11 protein-coding genes and 2 pseudogenes are annotated in these 17,936 nt (G+C 71.4%); 10 read left to right on the top strand and 3 right to left on the bottom strand.

The genetic code is table 11. The features are described from left to right. Window positions 1-24: 24 nt before the first annotated feature. A complete protein-coding gene (locus tag DEW08_RS23175; protein WP_109331738.1) occupies window positions 25-1,674 on the bottom strand; it encodes an electron transfer flavoprotein-ubiquinone oxidoreductase in 1,650 nt (549 codons plus the stop codon). Between the two features lie 127 nt (window positions 1,675-1,801). Between DEW08_RS23175 and DEW08_RS23170 the strand changes: the two genes are divergently transcribed. From DEW08_RS23170 to DEW08_RS23145, 7 genes and pseudogenes are all read left to right on the top strand, one after another. Next, a complete protein-coding gene (locus DEW08_RS23170) occupies window positions 1,802-2,725 on the top strand; it encodes a uracil-DNA glycosylase (RefSeq protein WP_109331733.1) in 924 nt (307 codons plus the stop codon). Between the two features lie 299 nt (window positions 2,726-3,024). Further along, entirely contained in the window at window positions 3,025-5,178 is a 2,154-nt protein-coding gene (locus DEW08_RS23165) for a lytic transglycosylase domain-containing protein (RefSeq protein ID WP_245986928.1), read from the top strand. Further along, on the top strand, window positions 5,165-5,701 hold the full coding sequence (gene moaB / locus DEW08_RS23160) for a molybdenum cofactor biosynthesis protein B (RefSeq protein ID WP_109331731.1): 537 nt from the start codon (window positions 5,165-5,167) through the stop codon (window positions 5,699-5,701). Before DEW08_RS23165 ends, moaB begins: the two co-directional genes overlap by 14 nt. A 13-nt stretch (window positions 5,702-5,714) precedes the next feature. Beyond that, window positions 5,715-6,338 (top strand): phosphotransferase family protein, encoded by a 624-nt coding sequence (locus DEW08_RS32830; protein WP_245986927.1) that lies wholly within the window; start codon window positions 5,715-5,717, stop codon window positions 6,336-6,338. An 86-nt stretch (window positions 6,339-6,424) separates the two neighbouring features. Continuing rightward, a complete protein-coding gene (locus DEW08_RS32825; RefSeq protein ID WP_245986926.1) occupies window positions 6,425-6,727 on the top strand; it encodes a hypothetical protein in 303 nt (100 codons plus the stop codon). Between the two features lie 142 nt (window positions 6,728-6,869). Further along, on the top strand, window positions 6,870-8,603 hold the full coding sequence (locus DEW08_RS23150) for a tetratricopeptide repeat protein (protein ID WP_245986925.1): 1,734 nt from the start codon (window positions 6,870-6,872) through the stop codon (window positions 8,601-8,603). Between the two features lie 89 nt (window positions 8,604-8,692). Beyond that, window positions 8,693-9,553 (top strand): annotated as a pseudogene (locus DEW08_RS23145) (4-(cytidine 5'-diphospho)-2-C-methyl-D-erythritol kinase); the annotation flags it as partial. A 249-nt stretch (window positions 9,554-9,802) separates the two neighbouring features. Here the strand turns inward: DEW08_RS23145 and DEW08_RS23140 are convergent. Then, window positions 9,803-11,506: a methyl-accepting chemotaxis protein gene (locus tag DEW08_RS23140; RefSeq protein ID WP_109331730.1), complete on the bottom strand. Its 1,704-nt coding sequence runs from the start codon at window positions 11,504-11,506 to the stop codon at window positions 9,803-9,805. 190 nt (window positions 11,507-11,696) lie between these two features. Here DEW08_RS23140 and DEW08_RS23135 point away from each other — a divergent pair. Continuing rightward, a pseudogene (locus tag DEW08_RS23135) lies at window positions 11,697-12,778 on the top strand (PA0069 family radical SAM protein). On the opposite strand, the gene DEW08_RS23130 reads toward DEW08_RS23135, so the two are convergent. Continuing rightward, entirely contained in the window at window positions 12,760-13,431 is a 672-nt protein-coding gene (locus tag DEW08_RS23130; RefSeq protein WP_245986924.1) for a TetR/AcrR family transcriptional regulator, read from the bottom strand. The pseudogene DEW08_RS23135 and the gene DEW08_RS23130 overlap by 19 nt on opposite strands. Window positions 13,432-13,522: 91 nt before the next feature. Here DEW08_RS23130 and DEW08_RS23125 point away from each other — a divergent pair, with 91 nt between their 5' ends. Both DEW08_RS23125 and DEW08_RS23120 read left to right on the top strand, forming a co-directional pair. Next, complete coding sequence (locus DEW08_RS23125; RefSeq protein ID WP_109331729.1) at window positions 13,523-14,650, top strand: efflux RND transporter periplasmic adaptor subunit; 1,128 nt, start codon at window positions 13,523-13,525, stop codon at window positions 14,648-14,650. Continuing rightward, complete coding sequence (locus tag DEW08_RS23120; protein ID WP_109331728.1) at window positions 14,647-17,796, top strand: efflux RND transporter permease subunit; 3,150 nt, start codon at window positions 14,647-14,649, stop codon at window positions 17,794-17,796. Before DEW08_RS23125 ends, DEW08_RS23120 begins: the two co-directional genes overlap by 4 nt. Window positions 17,797-17,936: the final 140 nt, after the last annotated feature.

Raw genomic sequence — 17,936 nt, 5'->3', positions numbered from 1 at the left:
GAAGGGAGGCGTTCCGTCCGGCGGTTACATGCCGCCCGGATAGTTCGGGCCCCCGCCGCCTTCCGGCACCACCCAGTTGATGTTCTGGGTCGGGTCCTTGATGTCGCAGGTCTTGCAGTGCACGCAGTTCTGCGCGTTGATCTGCAGCCGCGGGTTGGAGCCGTCGTCGGCGCGCACGATCTCGTAGACGCCGGCCGGGCAGTAGCGGGTCTCCGGCGCGTCGTAGAGCGCGAGGTTGACGCGGATCGGCACCTCCGGATCCTTCAGCGTCAGGTGCGCCGGCTGGTTTTCCTCATGGTTGGTGTTCGACAGGTACACCGAGGAGAGCCGGTCGAAGCTGACCTTCCCGTCCGGCTTGGGATAGTCGATCCTCGGCGCCTCGGCGGCGTTCACCAGCGACTCGTTGTCCGCATGCTTGTGGTGCAGCGTCCACGGGGTCTTGCCCTTCATCGCCGTCTCGAAGGCCGCGTTGGCGAGGCCGGACCACAGGCCCTTCTGGAAGCCCGGGCGGATGTTGCGCACCGCGTGCAGCTCCGACCACAGCCAGGACTGCTTCAGCTTGTCCGGATACTCGGTCACCTCGTTGCCGGCGGCACCGCCGGTCAGGTGCTCGTACACCGCCTCGGCCGCGACCATGCCGGACTTCATGGCGGTGTGGTTGCCCTTGATCTTCGGCACGTTGAGGAAGCCCGCCGCGTCGCCGATCAGCACGCCGCCCGGGAAGGTCAGCTTGGGGATCGACTGGAAGCCGCCCTCGCTCAGCGCGCGGGCGCCGTAGGAGATGCGCCGGCCGCCCTCGAAGGTCGGGCGGATGTAGGGGTGGGTCTTGTAGCGCTGGAACTCCTCGAACGGGCTCATGTGCGGGTTCCAGTAGTCGAGCCCGACCACGAAGCCCACCGACACGAGGTTCCCCTCCATGTGGTACAGCCAAGACCCGCCGTAGGTCTTGGGATCCATCGGCCAGCCGATGGTGTGGATGATCAGGCCGGGGTTCGACTTGGCCGGATCGATCTCCCACAGCTCCTTGATGCCGATGCCGTATGTCTGCGGGTCGACGCCGTCGCGCAGGCGGAACCGCTCGAACAGGGTCTTGGTCAGCGAGCCGCGGCAGCCCTCGGCGAAGATGGTCTGCCTGGCGTGCAGCTCCATGCCGGGGGTGTAGCTGCCGGTCTTCTCGCCGTCCTTGCCGATGCCCATGTCGCCGGTGGCCACGCCCTTGACCGCGCCGGTCTCGTCGTACAGCACCTCGGCGGCGGCGAAGCCGGGATAGATCTCCACCCCCAGCTCCTCGGCCTGGGTGCCGAGCCAGCGGGCGAGGTTGCCGAGCGAAATGATGTAGTTGCCGTGATTGTGCATCTGCGGCGGGACGACCGGGAAGGGATAGGCCTTCGACTCGGTGAGGAAGACGAAGCGGTCCTCCTTCGCCTGGGTCGTCAGCGGCGCGTCCTTCTCCCGCCAGTCGGGGATCAGCTCGTCGAGCGCATGCGGTTCGAAGACGGCGCCGGACAGCAGGTGGGCGCCGACCTCGGAGCCCTTCTCGATGATGCAGACGGAGAGGTCCTGGCCGGTCTCGGCGGCACGTTGCTTGAGACGGATGCCCGCGGCGAGGCCGGCAGGGCCGGCGCCGACGATCAGGACGTCATACTCCATTACCTCGCGCGGTTCGCGCTCCATTGCAGGTCCCCCACGTTTTTTGTTTTGGACCGCCACCGTCCCGCCAAGGATGCCGGTCCTACCGCATCGCACCCATATCGGGTATTCAGCCCATGTAAGACCACAAGCCTTGTGGTAAGGTCAAACGATGATTGACGTAAGCGACATCTTGGATGCCCTGCGCTGGCATGCCGACATCGGCTGTGACGAGGCGGTGGGGGACGAGCCGATGGACTGGGCCGCCTTTTCCGCCCGGTCCGCCATGGCGCGGCCCGCGCCAGCCGGAGCTTTGCCGCCCGGCGCCGCCCGCGCGCCGGCCCGGCCGGACGCCGGCCGGCCTCCCGCATCGGGCATGATGTCGCACCCCGCCGCTTCCCATTCCGCTTCCCCTGCCGGTTCCCCTGCCGGTTCCCATGCCGGCCACCCCGCCGGCGTGCCGCTCGGCGCCAGCGAGGCGGGGGCGAGTGCGCGCGCCCGCGCCGCGGAGGCGAGGACGCTGGAGGAGCTGGAGGCGGCCCTGCGCGCCTTCGACGGTTGTCCGCTGAAGGCGACCGCCATGAACACCGTCTTCGCCGACGGCAACCCGGCGGCCGGCGTCATGCTGATCGGCGAGGCCCCCGGCGAGGACGAGGACCGGCTGGGCAAGCCCTTCGTCGGGGTCAGCGGCAGGCTGCTCGACCGCATGCTGGCGCAGATCGGGCTCGACCGCGGGCAGGTCTACATCACCAACATCCTGCCCTGGCGCCCGCCCGGCAACCGCAGCCCGACCCAGGCGGAGATCGCCGCCTGCCTGCCCTTCCTGGACCGCCACGTCGCGCTGATCGCCCCGAAGGTGATCGTCCCGCTGGGCGGCACCTCGGCCAAGACGCTGCTGAACCGGCCGGACGGCATCACCCGGCTGCGCGGCCAGTGGAAGGAGTATGCCGCCCCCGGCCTTGCCGCGCCGGTCCCGGTGCTGCCGATGCTCCACCCCGCCTATCTGCTGCGCAACCCGATCGCCAAGCGCGAGGCGTGGCGGGACATGCTCGTCCTGCGCCAGAAGATCGACGAATGGCAGGCCCGGACGGCGTAATATCCGGGACCGTCCTTTACAGTCATCTCCAAGACGATCGACAGATACCGTTCAGCCACCATCCAGTCACCGCGGAGCGCCCGCCCCCAAGGCTTCGCCGTCCGGGGTAAGGCTATTGCGCACCCCTCGGTAAGTGATTGGAAACACGTACGAATGCTGAAATACCGCGCATAAGGTGAAATCCTATGCTTGCGGTTCGCTCCGCTGTGCGTTATTCCGATCAAATGCTCCGGATATTTTGCAGTGCAGCAAACTCCGTCGGACCGACGGCGTCGCTGCAGCGGAACCTTCTGGGGGCCTTGGGCATCGCGGTGGTTCTGGCCGCGGCACCCGACGGATTGGACGGCTACCGTCCGGCCCGTGCCGCCCTTGTGATCCACGCGCCGGACGGGCGACCCGTCACTCCGCCCGGCCATGCGCGTGCCGACCAGCCGTTGCTCCTCGCCACGGACGAGGAGGCTCGCGCCGTCCAGCTCGGCGAGGAGGACGCCGGCCGCTACCGCCGGATCTTCCTGCTGCAGGAGCGGGCGGAGTGGGACGCCGCCGACGCCGAGATCAGGCAGCTCTCCGACACCCGCCTGCTGGGCTACGTCCTGCGCCAGCGCTACCTGCACCCCGACCGGCGCGCCTCCTACGAGGAACTGGCCGGCTGGATGCAGCGCTATGCCGACCATGCCGGGGCCGAGCGCGTCCACGGCCTGGCCCAGCGGCGCCAGCCCGCCGGCCAGCGCCCGCCCAAGGCGCCGAACAGCGAGCGCGGCGAACGGCTGTCCGGCTCGCTGGAGCGGCTGGGCGGGCTGCGCACCGTGTCGGAGAAGCGGGCGGCGGAGAAGCAGGGGGCCGACAGACAGGCCGGCGAGGAGCGGACGGACGAGGCCGCCCCCTCTCCCATCGCGTCGGGCGAGGAGTCGGTGACCGTCGCCCCGCGCAGCCGCACGGTCAGCCGGCCGCGCACCGACCGGGCCGCCATCGCCCGGATCGAGGATCTGCTGCGCAGCGGCAAGCCGGGCCCGGCGCTGTCCCTGCTGAACCAGGACGAGTTCGGCCGCTCGCTCGACACCGCGCAGTATGACCTGGCGCGCTCCCGCATCGCCGCCGCCCTCTATTATGCCGGCGATGTCGGGGAGGCGCTGTCGCTTGCCTCGGCCAGCGCGTCGCGCTCCGGCCAGCTTCTTCCCGAGGCGCACTGGATCGCCGGGCTCGCCGCCTACCGGCTGAAGCAGGTCGACCGCGCCTCGCGCCATTTCGACGCCATGGCCGCCGGCGCCCCGCGCTCCCCGTGGCTGGCCGCCGCCGGCCATTACTGGGCCGCCCGGATGCACAAGCTGAAGGGGCGCAACGGTCAGGCGGGCGAGCAGCTTCTCGCCGCGGCGCGCTATTCCCACACCTTCTACGGCCTCGTCGCCCTGCGGGCGCTGGGCGACACCGGCTCGCTGCGCTGGCAGGCGCCGGAGCTCTCCGGCCGGCAGCTCAAGGCGCTGGCCGAGCGGCCGGAGGGGCTGCGGGCGATCGCCCTGCTCCAGGCCGACCAGCGCGACCTCGCGGAGATGGAGCTGCAGCGCATCCATCCCAAGGGCAACGCGCTGATCGAACAGGCGCTGGTGACGCTGGCCGACCGCGCCGGGCTGCCGGCGCTGTCGCTCCAGATCGGCAATGCGGTGGCCGGGCCGGACGGCGCTCCCTATGCCGCCGCCCTCTATCCGCTGCCCCACTGGAAGCCGCGCGACGGCTTCGCGCTGGACCGCGCGCTGGTCTTCGCGGTGATGCGGCAGGAATCGCGCTTCGATCCGCGGCTGGTCAGCTCCGCCGGGGCGACCGGGCTGATGCAGATCATGCCGGCGACCGCCCAGCACGTGCAGGAGCGCAACGCCGACATCGGCGACGCCGACACCGACCGCTCCGCCCTGTTCGATCCCGCACGCAACATGGAGCTCGGCCAGCGCTATCTGGCAGAGCTGCTGACGATGCCGGAGATCGGCGGCAACCTGTTCCTCGCCGCCGCCGCCTACAATGCCGGTCCCGGCACGCTGATGCGCTGGCGGCGCGACCTGTCGGACGTCACCGACCCGCTGCTGTTCATCGAGAGCCTGCCCTTCGCCGAGACGCGCGACTATGTCGAGAAGGTGCTGGCGAATTTCTGGATCTACCGCCTGAGGCTCGGCCAGGAGACGGCGTCGCTCGACGCCGTTGCGGCGGGCGGGTGGCCGGTCTATATCGCGGAGGACAAGCGCCCGGCCGTGGAACCGACGCTGGTGGCGACCAAGCCGCCGGCGGACCTCCGGCCGGACGCGGTTCCCGAGGCCGCCCCTGTCCCGCAGGAGGCCCCGGGGATCGAGACCGCCACCGCGGCCGAAGCCGTTCCCCAGGGCGTCCTGCCGGGTGGGGCGCTGTCCGGATCCTCGGTGGCGGAGCGCGAGACCGCCACCCCGGACGGATCCGATGCCAAAGATTGACGAGACCCGCCCCTTCCTGCCCGTCAACATCGCCGTCGTGACGGTGTCCGACACGCGCACGCCGGAGGACGACCGCTCCGGCGACGCGCTGGCGGAGCGGCTGACCGGGGCCGGCCACCGGCTGGCCTTCCGCACCATCGTCCGCGACGACCTCGCGGCGATCCGCGCCCAGGTGCAGGCCTGCGTCGCCGACCCGCAGATCGACGTGGTGCTGACCACCGGCGGTACCGGGGTGACCGGCCGCGATGTGACGCCGGAGGCGGTGGAGGCCCTCTACGAGAAGGCCATTCCGGGCTTCGGCGAGCTGTTCCGCCAGCTCAGCTACGCCAAGGTCGGCACCTCGACGATCCAGAGCCGCGCCACGGCCGGCGTCGCCAACGGCACCTACATCTTCGCCCTTCCCGGCTCGCCCGGCGCCTGCCGCGACGCCTGGGACGACATCCTGGTCTGGCAGCTCGACAACCGCCACCGGCCCTGCAACCTCGTCGAGCTGATGCCGCGGCTGCGCGAGCACCAGCGCTGACGGCGGCCCTCCGGTGAGCGTCGATCCGGCGGCGCTGCACGCCGCGCTGACCCGCCTGCCCGGCCTCGACGGGCTGGCGGCGTCTGACCTCCACCCCATGCCGCTGAAGGGCGTCGCGCACGACCATGTGCGGCTGGCCGGCCGCGGGCTGGTCGCCCGCATCCCGCGCTGGAGCCAGATGGGGCTCGACCCCGCCGCGGCGCTGGAGCATCAGGCCACCGCCTTCCGCCGGGCCGAGCCCTGCGGCCACACGCCGCCGCTCGCCGCGGTGCTGCCGCCCGGCGACGGGCTGCCGATGGGCGCCCTGCTGGTGCGGGAGATCGCCGGCCGCCCGCCGCGCCTGCCCGGCGACATGGCATCCGTCGCCCGCGCCCTGGCCGCCCTCCACAGCCTCCCGCTGCCCGCCCCGCAGGACCGGCCGCCGCTGCCCGCCCCGGCCGACCCGGTGGCCGCCACCCTGGCCGTGGTGGAGCGGCAGGCGGAATGGTTCGCCCGCGCCGGGCTCTCCGCCGCCGCCGCCGGGGCCGTCGCCGCCGAGCTGGAGGAGGCCCGCCGCTTCCAGCGGGATCCGCGGCTCCGCGACCGCCCGATGCCGGTCACCGCGGTCGGCAGCGACACCCACCCGGCAATTTCCTGATCGACGCGGCGGGCAAGGCTTGGTTCACCGACCTGGAAAAGCTGCAGTACGGCCATCCGGCGATCGACCTCGCCCATGCCAGCCTGGTGACCTCCACCCGCTGGGACCCCGACATCGACGCGGAGCTGTCGCCGGCCGACACCGCCGCCTTCCTCGCGGCCTGGGAGGAGGCGGTGCCGCCGGCACTCGCCGCCGCGGTGCGCCCGTGGCTGGCCCCGCTGCGGCGGCTGACCTGGCTGCGCACCCTGTCCTGGATGGCGCGCTGGAAGGTCGAGGGGGCGCGGCTGTCCCCCGGCATGCCCGACCGGCTGCGCGCCCACATGGACGCCCATGTCGCCTTCATCCTCTCCGCCGGCTGCATCGAGCGCGTCCGGCAGGAGTGGCGGTGACGGAGCCGCCGCCGCATCGGTTGCGCCGCCCGCATTCCGCGGTAGCTTTCCTCCCGGTTTTTCATAGTTAATGGTGGGGCAAGGGATTCGACCGCAATCTGAGGGTCCCGGATCCGCGGATGCTGTGCAGGTGAGGCAGGGGATGACGAGTTTCCACAGGGTGCTCCACAGGGCGCGTCGGCCGCTGGCGGCCATTCTTCTCGCCACGGCCGGCCTCGGCCTCGGGATGCCGACGCAGGCCGCCGGCACGCCGGACGACGCGGTCTCCGCCACCGGCAGCTATCTGGCCGGCCGCTTCGCCCAGCACCAGGACGACTGGAAGGCGGCGGCGGTCTACATGTCCCAGGCGCTGCAGGCCGATCCGCAGGACCTCTCCCTGCTGCGCCGGACCTTCCTGCTGAAGCTGGGCGAGGGGCAGTACGATCCGGCCCTGGCGCTGGCCGGCAAGCTGCTGGACCAGGATTCCGACCCGCAGCTCGCCATCTCGCTGCTCGCCGCCGACCATCTGGTGAAGAACCGTCTCGACCAGGCGGAGGCGACGACCGCCCGCATGCCGAAGGACGGCATGGGCCGCTTCATCGCGCCGCTGATGCAGGCCTGGCTCGCCGCCGCCCGCGGCCAGACCGACCGCGCGCTCGATGCCCTGCAGCCCCTGTCGGAGGCAAGCGGCTTCACCGCGCTGCACGACCTGCACGCCGCCCTCATCCTCGACATCGCCGGCCGCGCCGACCAGGCGGCGGCCCGCTACGCCAAGGTGGTGGAGAAGGACGCGCCGCTGCGCGTGGTTCATCTGGCCGGCAACTTCCTGGAACGCACCGGCAAGACCGCGGAGGCCCGCGCCCTCTACGGCACGTTCCAGTCCGACAACCCCGACAGCCTGCTGATCGAGCCGGCGCTGAAGTCGGTGGGCAGCGGCAAGCCGCCCGGCCGCATCATCGGCGACGCCCGCCAGGGCATGGCGGAGGCGCTGTTCGACCTGGGAAGCGCGCTGCATCACGAGGGGGCGGAGGAAACCGCCCTGCTGTTCGGCCGCATCGCGCTCTACCTGCGGCCGGACCTCGGCCTGACCCAGCTCATGATCGGCGACATCCAGGCCTCGCGCGACCACCATGCCGACGCCATCGCCACCTACGGCGCGCTGCGGGAGGATCCGGTGCTGGGCTGGCCCGCCCGCATGCGCATCGCCGACAGCCTCGCCCGGCTCGACCGCAACGACGAGGCGATCGCCCTGCTGACCGAGCTGTCGGCCCAGCGGCCGGAACGCACCGACGCCGTCATCCGCCTCGGCGACCTCTACCGCGTCGCCAGGAAGCACGAGGAGGCGGTGAAGGCCTACAGCACGGCCCTGCAGCGCATCGGCACGCCGCAGGAGCGGCACTGGCCGCTGCTTTACGCCCGCGCGATGGCCGAGGACAAGCTGAACCGCTGGGCCGAGGCCGAGGCCGACCTCAAGGCGGCGCTGGCGCTGAAGCCGGACGAGGCCATCCTGCTGAACTATCTCGGCTACAGCTGGATCGACCGCGGCCTGAACCTGGACAAGGCCAAGGCGATGGTGGAGCGGGCGGTGGAGCTGCGCCCGCGCGACGGCTACATCATCGACAGCCTGGGCTGGGCGCTCTACCGGCTCGGCGACTACGAGGGCGCCGTCGTCAAGCTGGAGCGCGCGGTGGAGCTGAAGCCCGGCGACCCGACGATCAACGACCATCTGGGCGACGCCTACTGGCGGGTGGGCCGGCGCAACGAGGCCCGCTTCCAGTGGACCCGCGCGCTGCGCAACGCCGACGAGGACACCCAGAAGGACCAGATCCAGGCGAAGCTGGACAAGGGCCTGCCGGAAACCAAGGCCGCCGCCGCCGGCGAGGCGCCGGCCAAGTAGCCGGGCCGCCCGGCGGCGGATTTTCCGCTTGGTAAGGCGGAGGCATTGATGGTGAAACATCCGGGCGACCTTCCCGGAGACCCGCCCCCATGCCCCCTGCGACCTCTGCAGCGACACCGATCGTCGAGCCGGCGCCGGCCAAGCTGAACCTCTACCTGCACGTCGTCGGCCGCCGCCCGGACGGCTATCACGAGCTGGACAGCCTCGTCGCCTTCGCGGAGGTCGGCGATACGGTGACGGTGCGGCCGGGGGCCGCGCGGATCGTCCTGCGCGGGATGGAGCTGCCGCCCGCCGCCCCGCGGCTCGCCATTTCCGGCCGCTTCGGTCCGGCACTGATGGGGGAAAGGCCGGCGGACAACCTCGTCATCCGCGCGGCCTATGCGCTGGCCGCCCGGCTGGGGCGGGAGGCGGACGCGATGATCGCCCTGTCCAAGGCGCTGCCCGTCGCCTCGGGCATCGGCGGCGGGTCGGCCGACGCGGCGGCGACGCTGCGCGCGCTGGCCGCCCTGTGGGGGGTGCCGCCGGGCGACCCGCTGCTGTTCGAGGTGGCGGCGGGACTCGGCGCCGACGTGCCGGTCTGCCTCGCCGGGCGGAGCTGCTTCTTCGGCGGCATCGGCGACCTGCTGGACGAGGCCCCCGCCCTGCCGGAGGTGCATGCCGTCCTGGTCAACCCCGGCGTCCCGGTCCCCACCCCCGCGGTGTTCAGGGCACGCCGCGGCGGCTTCTCCACCGCCGCCCGCTTCACCGCGGCGCCGGCCGACGCGGCGGCGCTGGCCGCCCTGCTGCGCGAGCGGCGCAACGACCTGACCGAACCGGCCCTGACCGTCGCCCCGGCGATCGCCGACACGCTGGCGGCGCTGGAGCGTACCCGAGGCATCCTGCTCGCCCGGCTGTCGGGCAGCGGCGCCACCTGCTTCGGCCTCTATGCCGGGGCGGCGGAGGCGGCGGAGGCGGCGCGGCTGATCGCGGCGGCCGAGCCCGGCTGGTGGGTCGCGCCGACCCGCCTGCGCCCGACGCCCGCCGACGCCCCGCCCCTGCCGCGCGGCCCCTGCCCAAGGCGCCGGCCGGCGCCGTCCCGCCGCCCGCCGTGCCCTTCCCGGACACCGGCGGCTGGGGCGTGGGGTAAGCGGCGCGGACGCCGCCCTCGGAAGCCGCCCTCGGGAGCCGCCCTCGGGAGCCGGGCGTCTGGGAATCGGCCGTCAGGCCGCCCGCACCTTCGCCAGGAAGCCGGCGACCTCCGTCCGCAGGGTGGCGGCGGAGCGGGACAGCTCCTGGGCGCTGGACAGCACCCGCGCCGCCGCGGTCCCGCCCTGCGAGGCGGCGCCGCTGACCTGCACGATGGCGCCCGACACCTCGGAGGTGCCGGCGGAGGCCTGCTCGACGTTGCGCGCGATCTCCTGCGTCGCCACCGCCTGCTGCTCCACCGCGGCGGAGATGGTGGCGGCGATCTGGCTGCTCTCGCCGATCACCTGGGCGATGCCGCGGATCGAGTCGACGGTGCGCCGGGTCACCTCCTGCACCTCCGAGATCTGGGCGGTGATGTCCTCGGTCGCCCGCGCGGTCTGGCTGGCGAGGTTCTTCACCTCCGACGCCACGACGGCGAAGCCCTTGCCGGCCTCGCCGGCCCGCGCCGCCTCGATGGTGGCGTTCAGCGCCAGCAGGTTGGTCTGCTGCGCGATGGAGTTGATGAGCTGCACCACCTCGTCGATGCGCTGGGTGGCGGACACCAGGCCTTCCGCGGTGCCCTGCGCCTGCTCGGCGTTCTCCACCGCCCGCCCGGCGACGGAGGCGGACTGGCGGACCTGCTGGCCGACGCTCTCGACCGTTCCGGCGAGCTGGCGGCAGGCCTCGGCGACATTCTCCACGTTGGCGGTCGCCTGGGTGGCGGCGGCGGCGACGGTGCTGGCCTGCCCGTTGGTCTGCTCCAGCGTCCTGTTCAGCGTCTGGGCGGCGGCCTCCAGTTCCGTCGCGGCGGAGGCCACCAGCCCGACGATGGAGCCGACGCTGCGTTCGAACTGGTCGGCCAGCGCGGTCATGGTGCGCCGCTTCTCCTCCTCGGCCCGGCGCTCGGCCTCCTCCTTCTCCTCCTCCATGCGGCGGGTGCGCAGCATGCTGTCCTTGAACACCTGGACGGCGCGGATCATGGCGCCGACCTCGTCGCGGCTCTTCGAGTCGGGGAGCGTCACGCTCAGGTCGCCCTCGGCCAGCTTCAGCGTGGTGTCGGTCAGCCGGCGCAGCGGACGGACCGTCGCCACCGACCACCCGGCGAGCGCCACGCCCAGCACCAGCGCCAGCGCGCAGACACCGATCATCAGCATCCGGAAGTCGGCGGCGACGGTGCGGGCGTTCTGCGCGACGCCGCGGTTGTCCTCCTCCTGCAGGTCGATGAACTGGTTGATGCGGGCCAGCCATTCGACGAACAGCGGGCGCGCCTGCTCCACCAGCACGCGCGTCGCCTGGGCGGTGTCGCCGGCCCGGCGCAGCTCGATCACCCGGCGGATCAGCGGCAGGGTCTTCGCCTCCGTCTCCTTGATGCCGGCGAGGATGTCGCGCTCCCGCGCGGTGACGTCGGTGCGGCTGGCGAACATGCGGTCGAGAAGCTCGGCCGAGCGGGCATAGTCGGCGGCGAGCTTGTCGATGGTGGCGATCTCCTTCGCCAGCTCCCCGGCGTCGGTCAGCAGGGTGACGTCGCGCAGGCTGATGGCGCGGTCATGCACGCTGCCGCGGAAATTGATGGCGTAGCGCTGCTTGACGTTGTTCACGTCGTTGATGAGGGTCAGGCTTTCCTTGATCAGGTCCACCTTCTCGATCGCCACCGCCGTCAGTCCGATCAGCAGCACAAGGATCCCGCCGAAGCTGACCGCCAGCCTCGTGCCGATCTTCGCGTTCGTCAGCCATCCCATCTCTGTCTTCCTCCGGGTTCCCATCCGTTGAGCCGGCGCCGGCTGAAACGCCGTCGGCCTGCGGCTCGCGCCTGAAGAGGTAGTACGACGGGAAAGACCGGCCGGATCATCGCAGACAGCGATTATTTTCCCGGCGGATAGCGTTTCGATGTTCTTGTTTTGTTCGATTGCGCGTGGCATTGTCCCGCCCATGGTCGATGAACTGCCGGACATCCCGCGCAAGGGGCGCGGCGCGGTCAGCAACCGCAGCGGACGCTACGAGCGGGAGGCCCGCGTCGCGGTGGACGACGGCTGGGGGTCCTGGCAGGACGAGGAGCTTCCGCCGCTGCGCACCACCCTGCTGGTGGACAGCAGCCGCAGCATCATCACCCGCAACCAGTCGCCCGACGTGCCCTTCGACCGCTCCATCAACGTCTACCGGGGTGCGAGCATGGCTGCGTCTATTGCTTCGCGCGGCCGACCCACGCCTATCTCGGCCTGTCGCCGGGCCTCGATTTCGAGACGGTGCTGTACCACAAGCCGAACGCGCCGGAGCTGCTGGACCGCGAGCTGCGCGCCCGCTCCTACCGGGTCGAGACCATCGCGATGGGAACCAACACCGACCCCTACCAGCCGGTCGAGCGCGAGCTGGCGCTGACCCGCCGGGTGCTGGAGGTGCTGGACTCCTTCAACCATCCGGTCTCGCTGGTCACCAAGTCGGCGCTGATCCTGCGCGACCTCGACATCCTCGGCCGGATGGCGGCGCGCAACCTCGCCCATGTCTGCATCTCGGTCACCACGCTCGACCGCGAGCTGGCCCGGACGATGGAGCCGCGCGCCTCGACCCCGTCGAAGCGGCTGGAGGCGATCCGGCGGCTGGCCGACGCCGGCGTGCCGGTCTCGGTCATGGCGTCCCCGATGATCCCCGGCCTGACCGACCACGAACTGGAGGAGATCGTCGGGGCCGCCGCCGCCGCCGGGGCCAGCGGCGCCAACTACATCCTGGTCCGACTGCCGCTGGAGATATCCGGCCTGTTCGAGGAGTGGCTGCACAGCCATGTCCCCAACCGGGCCGACCGCGTGCTGAACCTGATCCGCCAGTGCCGCGGCGGCGATCTCTACCGGTCAGGCTTCGGCGAGCGGATGCGCGGGGAGGGCCCCTATGCCGCCCTGCTGTCGGCACGGTTCAAGCGGCTGGTGACGGCGCTGGGGCTGGGCGGACGCTGGCTGCCGCTGGACCGCGCCGCCTTCCGGCCGCCGCCGCGGGCGGGCGATCAGCTCCCGCTCTTCTGAGAGGCCGGCACCACCCCGCGCAGGAACAGGTCCGTCGCCTTGTCGACGAAGGCGTAGCGTTCCTCCTGCGTCGGCTCAGGCCCAAGGCCAAGGACCAGGGCGCAATAGGGCGCCCCCTGCAGCGCCGCAAGGAACTGGGTGGCGGCGAAGGCCGGATCGTCGGTGTCGAGCAGGCCCCCGGCCGCCAGATGCTCGAACAGGGCGACGACCGCCCCGATCCCCTTCTCCGGTCCCGACCGGTAGTATATCTGGGCCGGCTCGGGCTGACGGGTGGACTCGCCGGCGACCGACTGGAAGACGCGGATCGCCGGCTCCGACCAGACGAGATCGACGAAGCGCCGGCCGATCCGCCGCAGCGCGTCCCTCAATGACAGCCCGTCGAACTCCTCCGGCCGGAAACGCAGTCCATGCCGCTCGCATTCGGCCGAGATGGTCGCGGCATAGAGGTCCTGCTTGGACGGGAAGCGGGTGTAGAGCGTCGTCTTCGACACGCGCGCCCGCTGCGCCACCATGTCCATGGAGGCACCGGCATAGCCGAGTTCGAGGAACACCTCGCGCGAGGCGGCGAGGATCTGCGCCGTCTTGGGATCGGCAGGACCATCCGCGACGGTCCGGCCGGCCCGGTCCGGGCCCTGATTGGTTAGGGACTGCACTGAACTGTATCGTTCACTCTTGACGGGGGATCGGCTTCGTCCTAGGAATCTAGCAGTACGATACAGTCCAGTCCAGTGGGGAGACGGGGATATGACCAGCGGGTTCGCAACCGGGTGGTTGGGAGGGACGGTCCTGCGCGGCCGCGCCCTGGGGGCGGTCGCCCTCATGGCCGCCGCTGCGGCGCTTGCCGGCTGCAAGGAAACCCACTCCGCTCCCGAGGTCGAGGCACGGCCCGTCCGCGTCGTCACCGTGGCGCTGGAGCCCGCCAGCGACACCGTCCGCTACCCCGCCGTGATCCGCCCGCGGGTGGAGGCCGACGTCGGCTTCCGCGTCGCCGGCAAGGTGGTCGCCCGGCTGGTCGAGGTCGGCACGCGGGTGGAGCCCGGGATGGCGCTGGCCCGACTCGATCCCGCCGACATCGAGCTGCAGGTGCGCGCCACCCAGGCGCAGCTCGCCTCCGCCAGGGCCGATGCGGCCAATGCCCGCGCCGATTTCTCCCGCTATTCGCAGCTCCGCCAGGGCGAATGGACGACCAGGCAGGAGTTCGACCGCCGCCGGACCGCGCTGGACAAGGCGGAGGCGCGGGTGCGCGAGATCGAGGCGCAGCTCCATGTCCTGACCAACTCGCTGCAGTACACCAGCCTGATCGCCGATGCGCCGGGCATCGTCACCGCGACGCTGATCGAGCCGGGCCAGGTGGTCGCCCAGGGCCAGGCCGCCTTCCGCGTCGCCCGTCTGGGTTCGGTGGAGGCGGTCGCCAACATCCCCGAACAGCAGGTCGCCACCCTGCCCCAGCGCCGGTTGTCGGTGGAGCTGTGGGCCAACCCCGGCGCGCCGATCGCCGGCACGCTGCGCGAGCTGTCGCCCAGCGCCGACCCCGGCACCCGCACCTATCAGGCGCGCGTCACGCTGATCGACCCGCCGCCGCTGGTCCAGCTCGGCATGACGGCGACGCTGATCGCCCGGCAGGAGCGGGCCGGCGTGATCGCCCGCCTGCCGATGACCGCCATCACGCAGAAGGACCAGCAGCCCGCCGTCTGGGTCGTCTCCCCCGGCGCGGAGCGGCTGGAGCTGCGCCCGGTCGCCATCGCCGCCTATGCCGGCGACCTCGCCATCGTGTCCGAGGGGCTGAAGGAGGGTGAGCGGGTCGTGACCGCCGGCGTCCACAAGCTGGATGCCGGGCAGAAGGTGCGCGTGTGGACGGAGCCCGGCAAATGAGCCAGCCGCACAGCCCCCCGCCCGGCGCCGTCTCGCGCGGCAACCTGTCCGCCTGGGCGCTGCACCACCGCACGCTCGTGCTCTTCCTGATCCTGGCGAGCGTGCTCGCCGGCGTGCTCGCCTACCGGAACCTCGGCCGGGCGGAGGATCCGTCCTTCACCTTCAAGGTCATGACGATCCGCACCGAATGGCCGGGCGCCACCGCCCGCGAGGTGGAGCAGTACGTCACCGACCGGATCGAGAAGAAGCTGGAGGAGGTCCCCTACTACGACTTCGCCCGCAGCTATTCCAGGCCCGGCGAATCGGTGATCTTCCTGCAGCTCAAGGACTACACGCCGCCGCGCATGGTCGCCGACCTGTGGTACCAGGCGCGCAAGAAGGTCGGCGACATCCGCTACACCCTGCCGGAAGGCGTGCTCGGTCCCTTCTTCAACGACGAGTTCGGCGACGTCTATTCGGCGATCTACGCCTTCATGGGTGCCGACTTCACCCCCGCCCAGCTCAAGAAGGTGGCGGAGGACGTGCGCGCCCGGCTGCTGCGCCTGCCCGGCGTCGAGAAGGTCGACCTGATCGCCCCGCAGGACGAGAAGGTCTATGTCGAGATCTCCAGCCAGCGGCTGGCCAGCTTCGGCCTGTCGGTCGATTCGGTGATCCAGGCCCTGCAGCGCGAGAACGCCATCGCCGCCTCGGGCGACGTCGACACCGGTTCGCAGCGGGTCTTCGTCCGCGTCGACATGGGGCTGGAGACGGCGGAGGCGGTGCGCGCCATCCCGGTGGAGACCGGCGGGCGCCTGCTGACCATCGGCGACGTGGCCGACGTGAAGCGCGGCTATGTCGAGCCGCGCCGCTACACCCTGCGCTACAAGGGGCAGGATGCCCTCGGGCTCGGCGTCGTCATGGCGAAGGGCGGCAACGTCCTGCGACTCGGCGAGCAGCTCCACGAGGCGATGGCGGCCATCCGCGCCGAGCTGCCGGCCGGGCTGGAGATGGCGCAGATCGCCGACCAGCCGACCGTGGTGGACCATTCGGTCGGCGAGTTCATGAAGTCGCTGGCCGAGGCGCTGGCCATCGTCATCCTGGTCAGCCTCGTCAGCCTGGGCTGGCGGACCGGCATCGTGGTCGCGCTGGCGGTCCCGCTGGTGCTGGCGATGACGCTGGTCGCCATGCAGCTCCTCCACATCGACCTGCACCGCATCTCGCTCGGCGCACTGATCATCGCGCTCGGCCTGCTGGTGGACGACGCCATCATCGCGGTCGAGATGATGGTGGTGAAGATGGAACAGGGCTGGGACCGCATGAAGGCGGGCGCCTTCGCCTACACCTCCACCGCCTTCCCGATGCTGAGCGGCACCATCGTCACCGCCGCAGGCTTCGTGCCGGTCGGGCTCGCCCAGTCGGCGGCCGGCGAATACACCAACGCCATCTTCTGGGTGGTCGGGCTGTCGCTGCTGCTGTCCTGGGTGGTGGCGGTGATCTTCACCCCCTATCTCGGCTACCTGCTGCTGCCGAAGCCCAAGCATGTCGTCGAGGAAGGGCACGAGCTCGACATCTACAACACCCGCGGCTACCGCCTGCTGCGCCGGATGGTGGAGGCCTGCGTGCGCGCCCGCTGGGTCACCATCGGCGTGACGGTCGCCGCCTTCATCGCCTCGCTGGTCGGCTTCGGCTTCGTGCAGCAGCAGTTCTTCCCCTCCGCCAGCCGGCCGGAGCTGCTGGTGGACATCCGGCTGGCCGAGGGCTCCTCCTTCGAGGCGACGCTGGCCGAGGTGCGGAAGCTGGAGACGATGCTGTCCGGCGACCCCAACGTCGATTACTGGGCCGCCTACACCGGCGGCGGCACGCCGCGCTTCTACCTGCCGCTCGACCAGCAGCTCCAGACCTCCAACTTCGCGCAGTTCGTCGTGATGACCAAGGGGCTGGAGGAGCGCGAGCACCTGATCCGCGCGCTGGAGCCGCGGCTGGAAAGCGACTTCCCGGCCGCCCGCGTCCGCGTCAGCCGGCTGGAGAACGGGCCGCCGGTCGGCTATCCGGTGCAGTTCCGCGTGACCGGCGAGGATCCGGCGACCATCCGCAGGATCGCCTATCAGGTGCGCGACACCATGCGCGGCCACCCCAACATGGCGAACGTCCATCTCGACTGGGACGAGCTGTCCAAGCGCGTCCGGCTGGAGGTCGACACCGCCAAGGCGCGGGCGCTGGGCATCTCCAAGCAGGATTTGTCCAACGCGCTGCAGCTCCTGCTGAACGGCATGCCGATCACCCAGTACCGCGAGGGAACCGAACTGATCGGCGTCGTCCTGCGCACGACGCCGGACGAGCGGCTGGACCTCTCGCGGCTGGGCGAGCTCAGCGTCCGCACCGGCCGCGGCACCGCCGTCCCGCTCTCCCAGGTCGCCGGCATCCGCTACGAGCTGGAGGAGCCCGTGCTGTGGCGGCGCGGCCGCATGACCACCATGACGGTCAAGGGCGACGTCACCGGCGGCATCCAGGCCCCGGTGGTCAGCAGCCAGCTCAACGGACAGCTCAACGCGCTGCGCGCCACCCTGCCCACCGGCTATTCCATCGCCATGGGCGGCGCCATCGAGGAGAGCGCCAAGGGCCAGGGCTCGATCAACGCCATGCTGCCGGTGATGCTGCTGATCATGGTCGCGACGCTGATGATCCAGCTCCACAGCTTCTCGCGCGTCGCCATGGTGCTGCTGACGGCACCGCTCGGGCTGATCGGGGTGACAGCCTCGCTCCTGCTGTTCAACCTGCCCTTCGGTTTCGTGGCGATGCTCGGCGTCATCGCGCTGGCCGGCATCATCATGCGCAACTCGGTCATCCTGGTGGACCAGATCGAGCAGGACGTGCGCGGCGGCGCCACCCGCTGGCACGGCATCATCGAGGCGACCGTGCGCCGCGCCCGGCCCATCTGCCTGACCGCCGCCGCCGCCATCCTCGCCATGATCCCGCTGGCGCAGAGCGTCTTCTGGGGTCCCATGGCGGTCGCCATCATGGGGGGGCTGGCCGGCGCCACGGTGCTGACCATCTTCTTCCTCCCCGCCCTCTACGCCGCCTGGTTCCGCGTGAAGGCGCCGGAGCGGCAGGCGCAGCCCGTCGGCCACGACTCCGCCACCCTGCCCCGCCCGATGATGGGGGACTGAGCAGAGTCGTCCGCAAGCCGCACCGGCCGGCAGGCGGGGGAATGTCCGGACAACGAAGGTCCGGACAATGAAGGTCCGGATAATGAAAAACCCCCGCTCCAGTGGAGCGGGGGTTTTCTTGTCCTTCGAGCGGGCCTGAA

Source organism: Azospirillum thermophilum (assembly GCF_003130795.1).
GTDB classification, from domain to species: Bacteria; Pseudomonadota; Alphaproteobacteria; order Azospirillales; family Azospirillaceae; genus Azospirillum; species Azospirillum thermophilum.
The sequence above is the reverse complement of the archived record's forward strand: the minus strand, read 5'-3'. Positions and strand labels throughout refer to the sequence as shown.

What these genes read in the sequence shown, in the direction of transcription:
- DEW08_RS23175 (WP_109331738.1), bottom strand. Translation starts at nt 1,674, where the DNA reads ATGGAGCGCGAACCGCGCGAGGTAATGGAGTATGACGTCCTGATCGTC.
- DEW08_RS23170 (WP_109331733.1), top strand. Translation starts at nt 1,802, where the DNA reads ATGATTGACGTAAGCGACATCTTGGATGCCCTGCGCTGGCATGCCGAC.
- moaB (WP_109331731.1), top strand. Translation starts at nt 5,165, where the DNA reads ATGCCAAAGATTGACGAGACCCGCCCCTTCCTGCCCGTCAACATCGCC.
- DEW08_RS23150 (WP_245986925.1), top strand. Translation starts at nt 6,870, where the DNA reads ATGACGAGTTTCCACAGGGTGCTCCACAGGGCGCGTCGGCCGCTGGCG.
- DEW08_RS23140 (WP_109331730.1), bottom strand. Translation starts at nt 11,506, where the DNA reads ATGGGATGGCTGACGAACGCGAAGATCGGCACGAGGCTGGCGGTCAGC.
- DEW08_RS23125 (WP_109331729.1), top strand. Translation starts at nt 13,523, where the DNA reads ATGACCAGCGGGTTCGCAACCGGGTGGTTGGGAGGGACGGTCCTGCGC.
- DEW08_RS23120 (WP_109331728.1), top strand. Translation starts at nt 14,647, where the DNA reads ATGAGCCAGCCGCACAGCCCCCCGCCCGGCGCCGTCTCGCGCGGCAAC.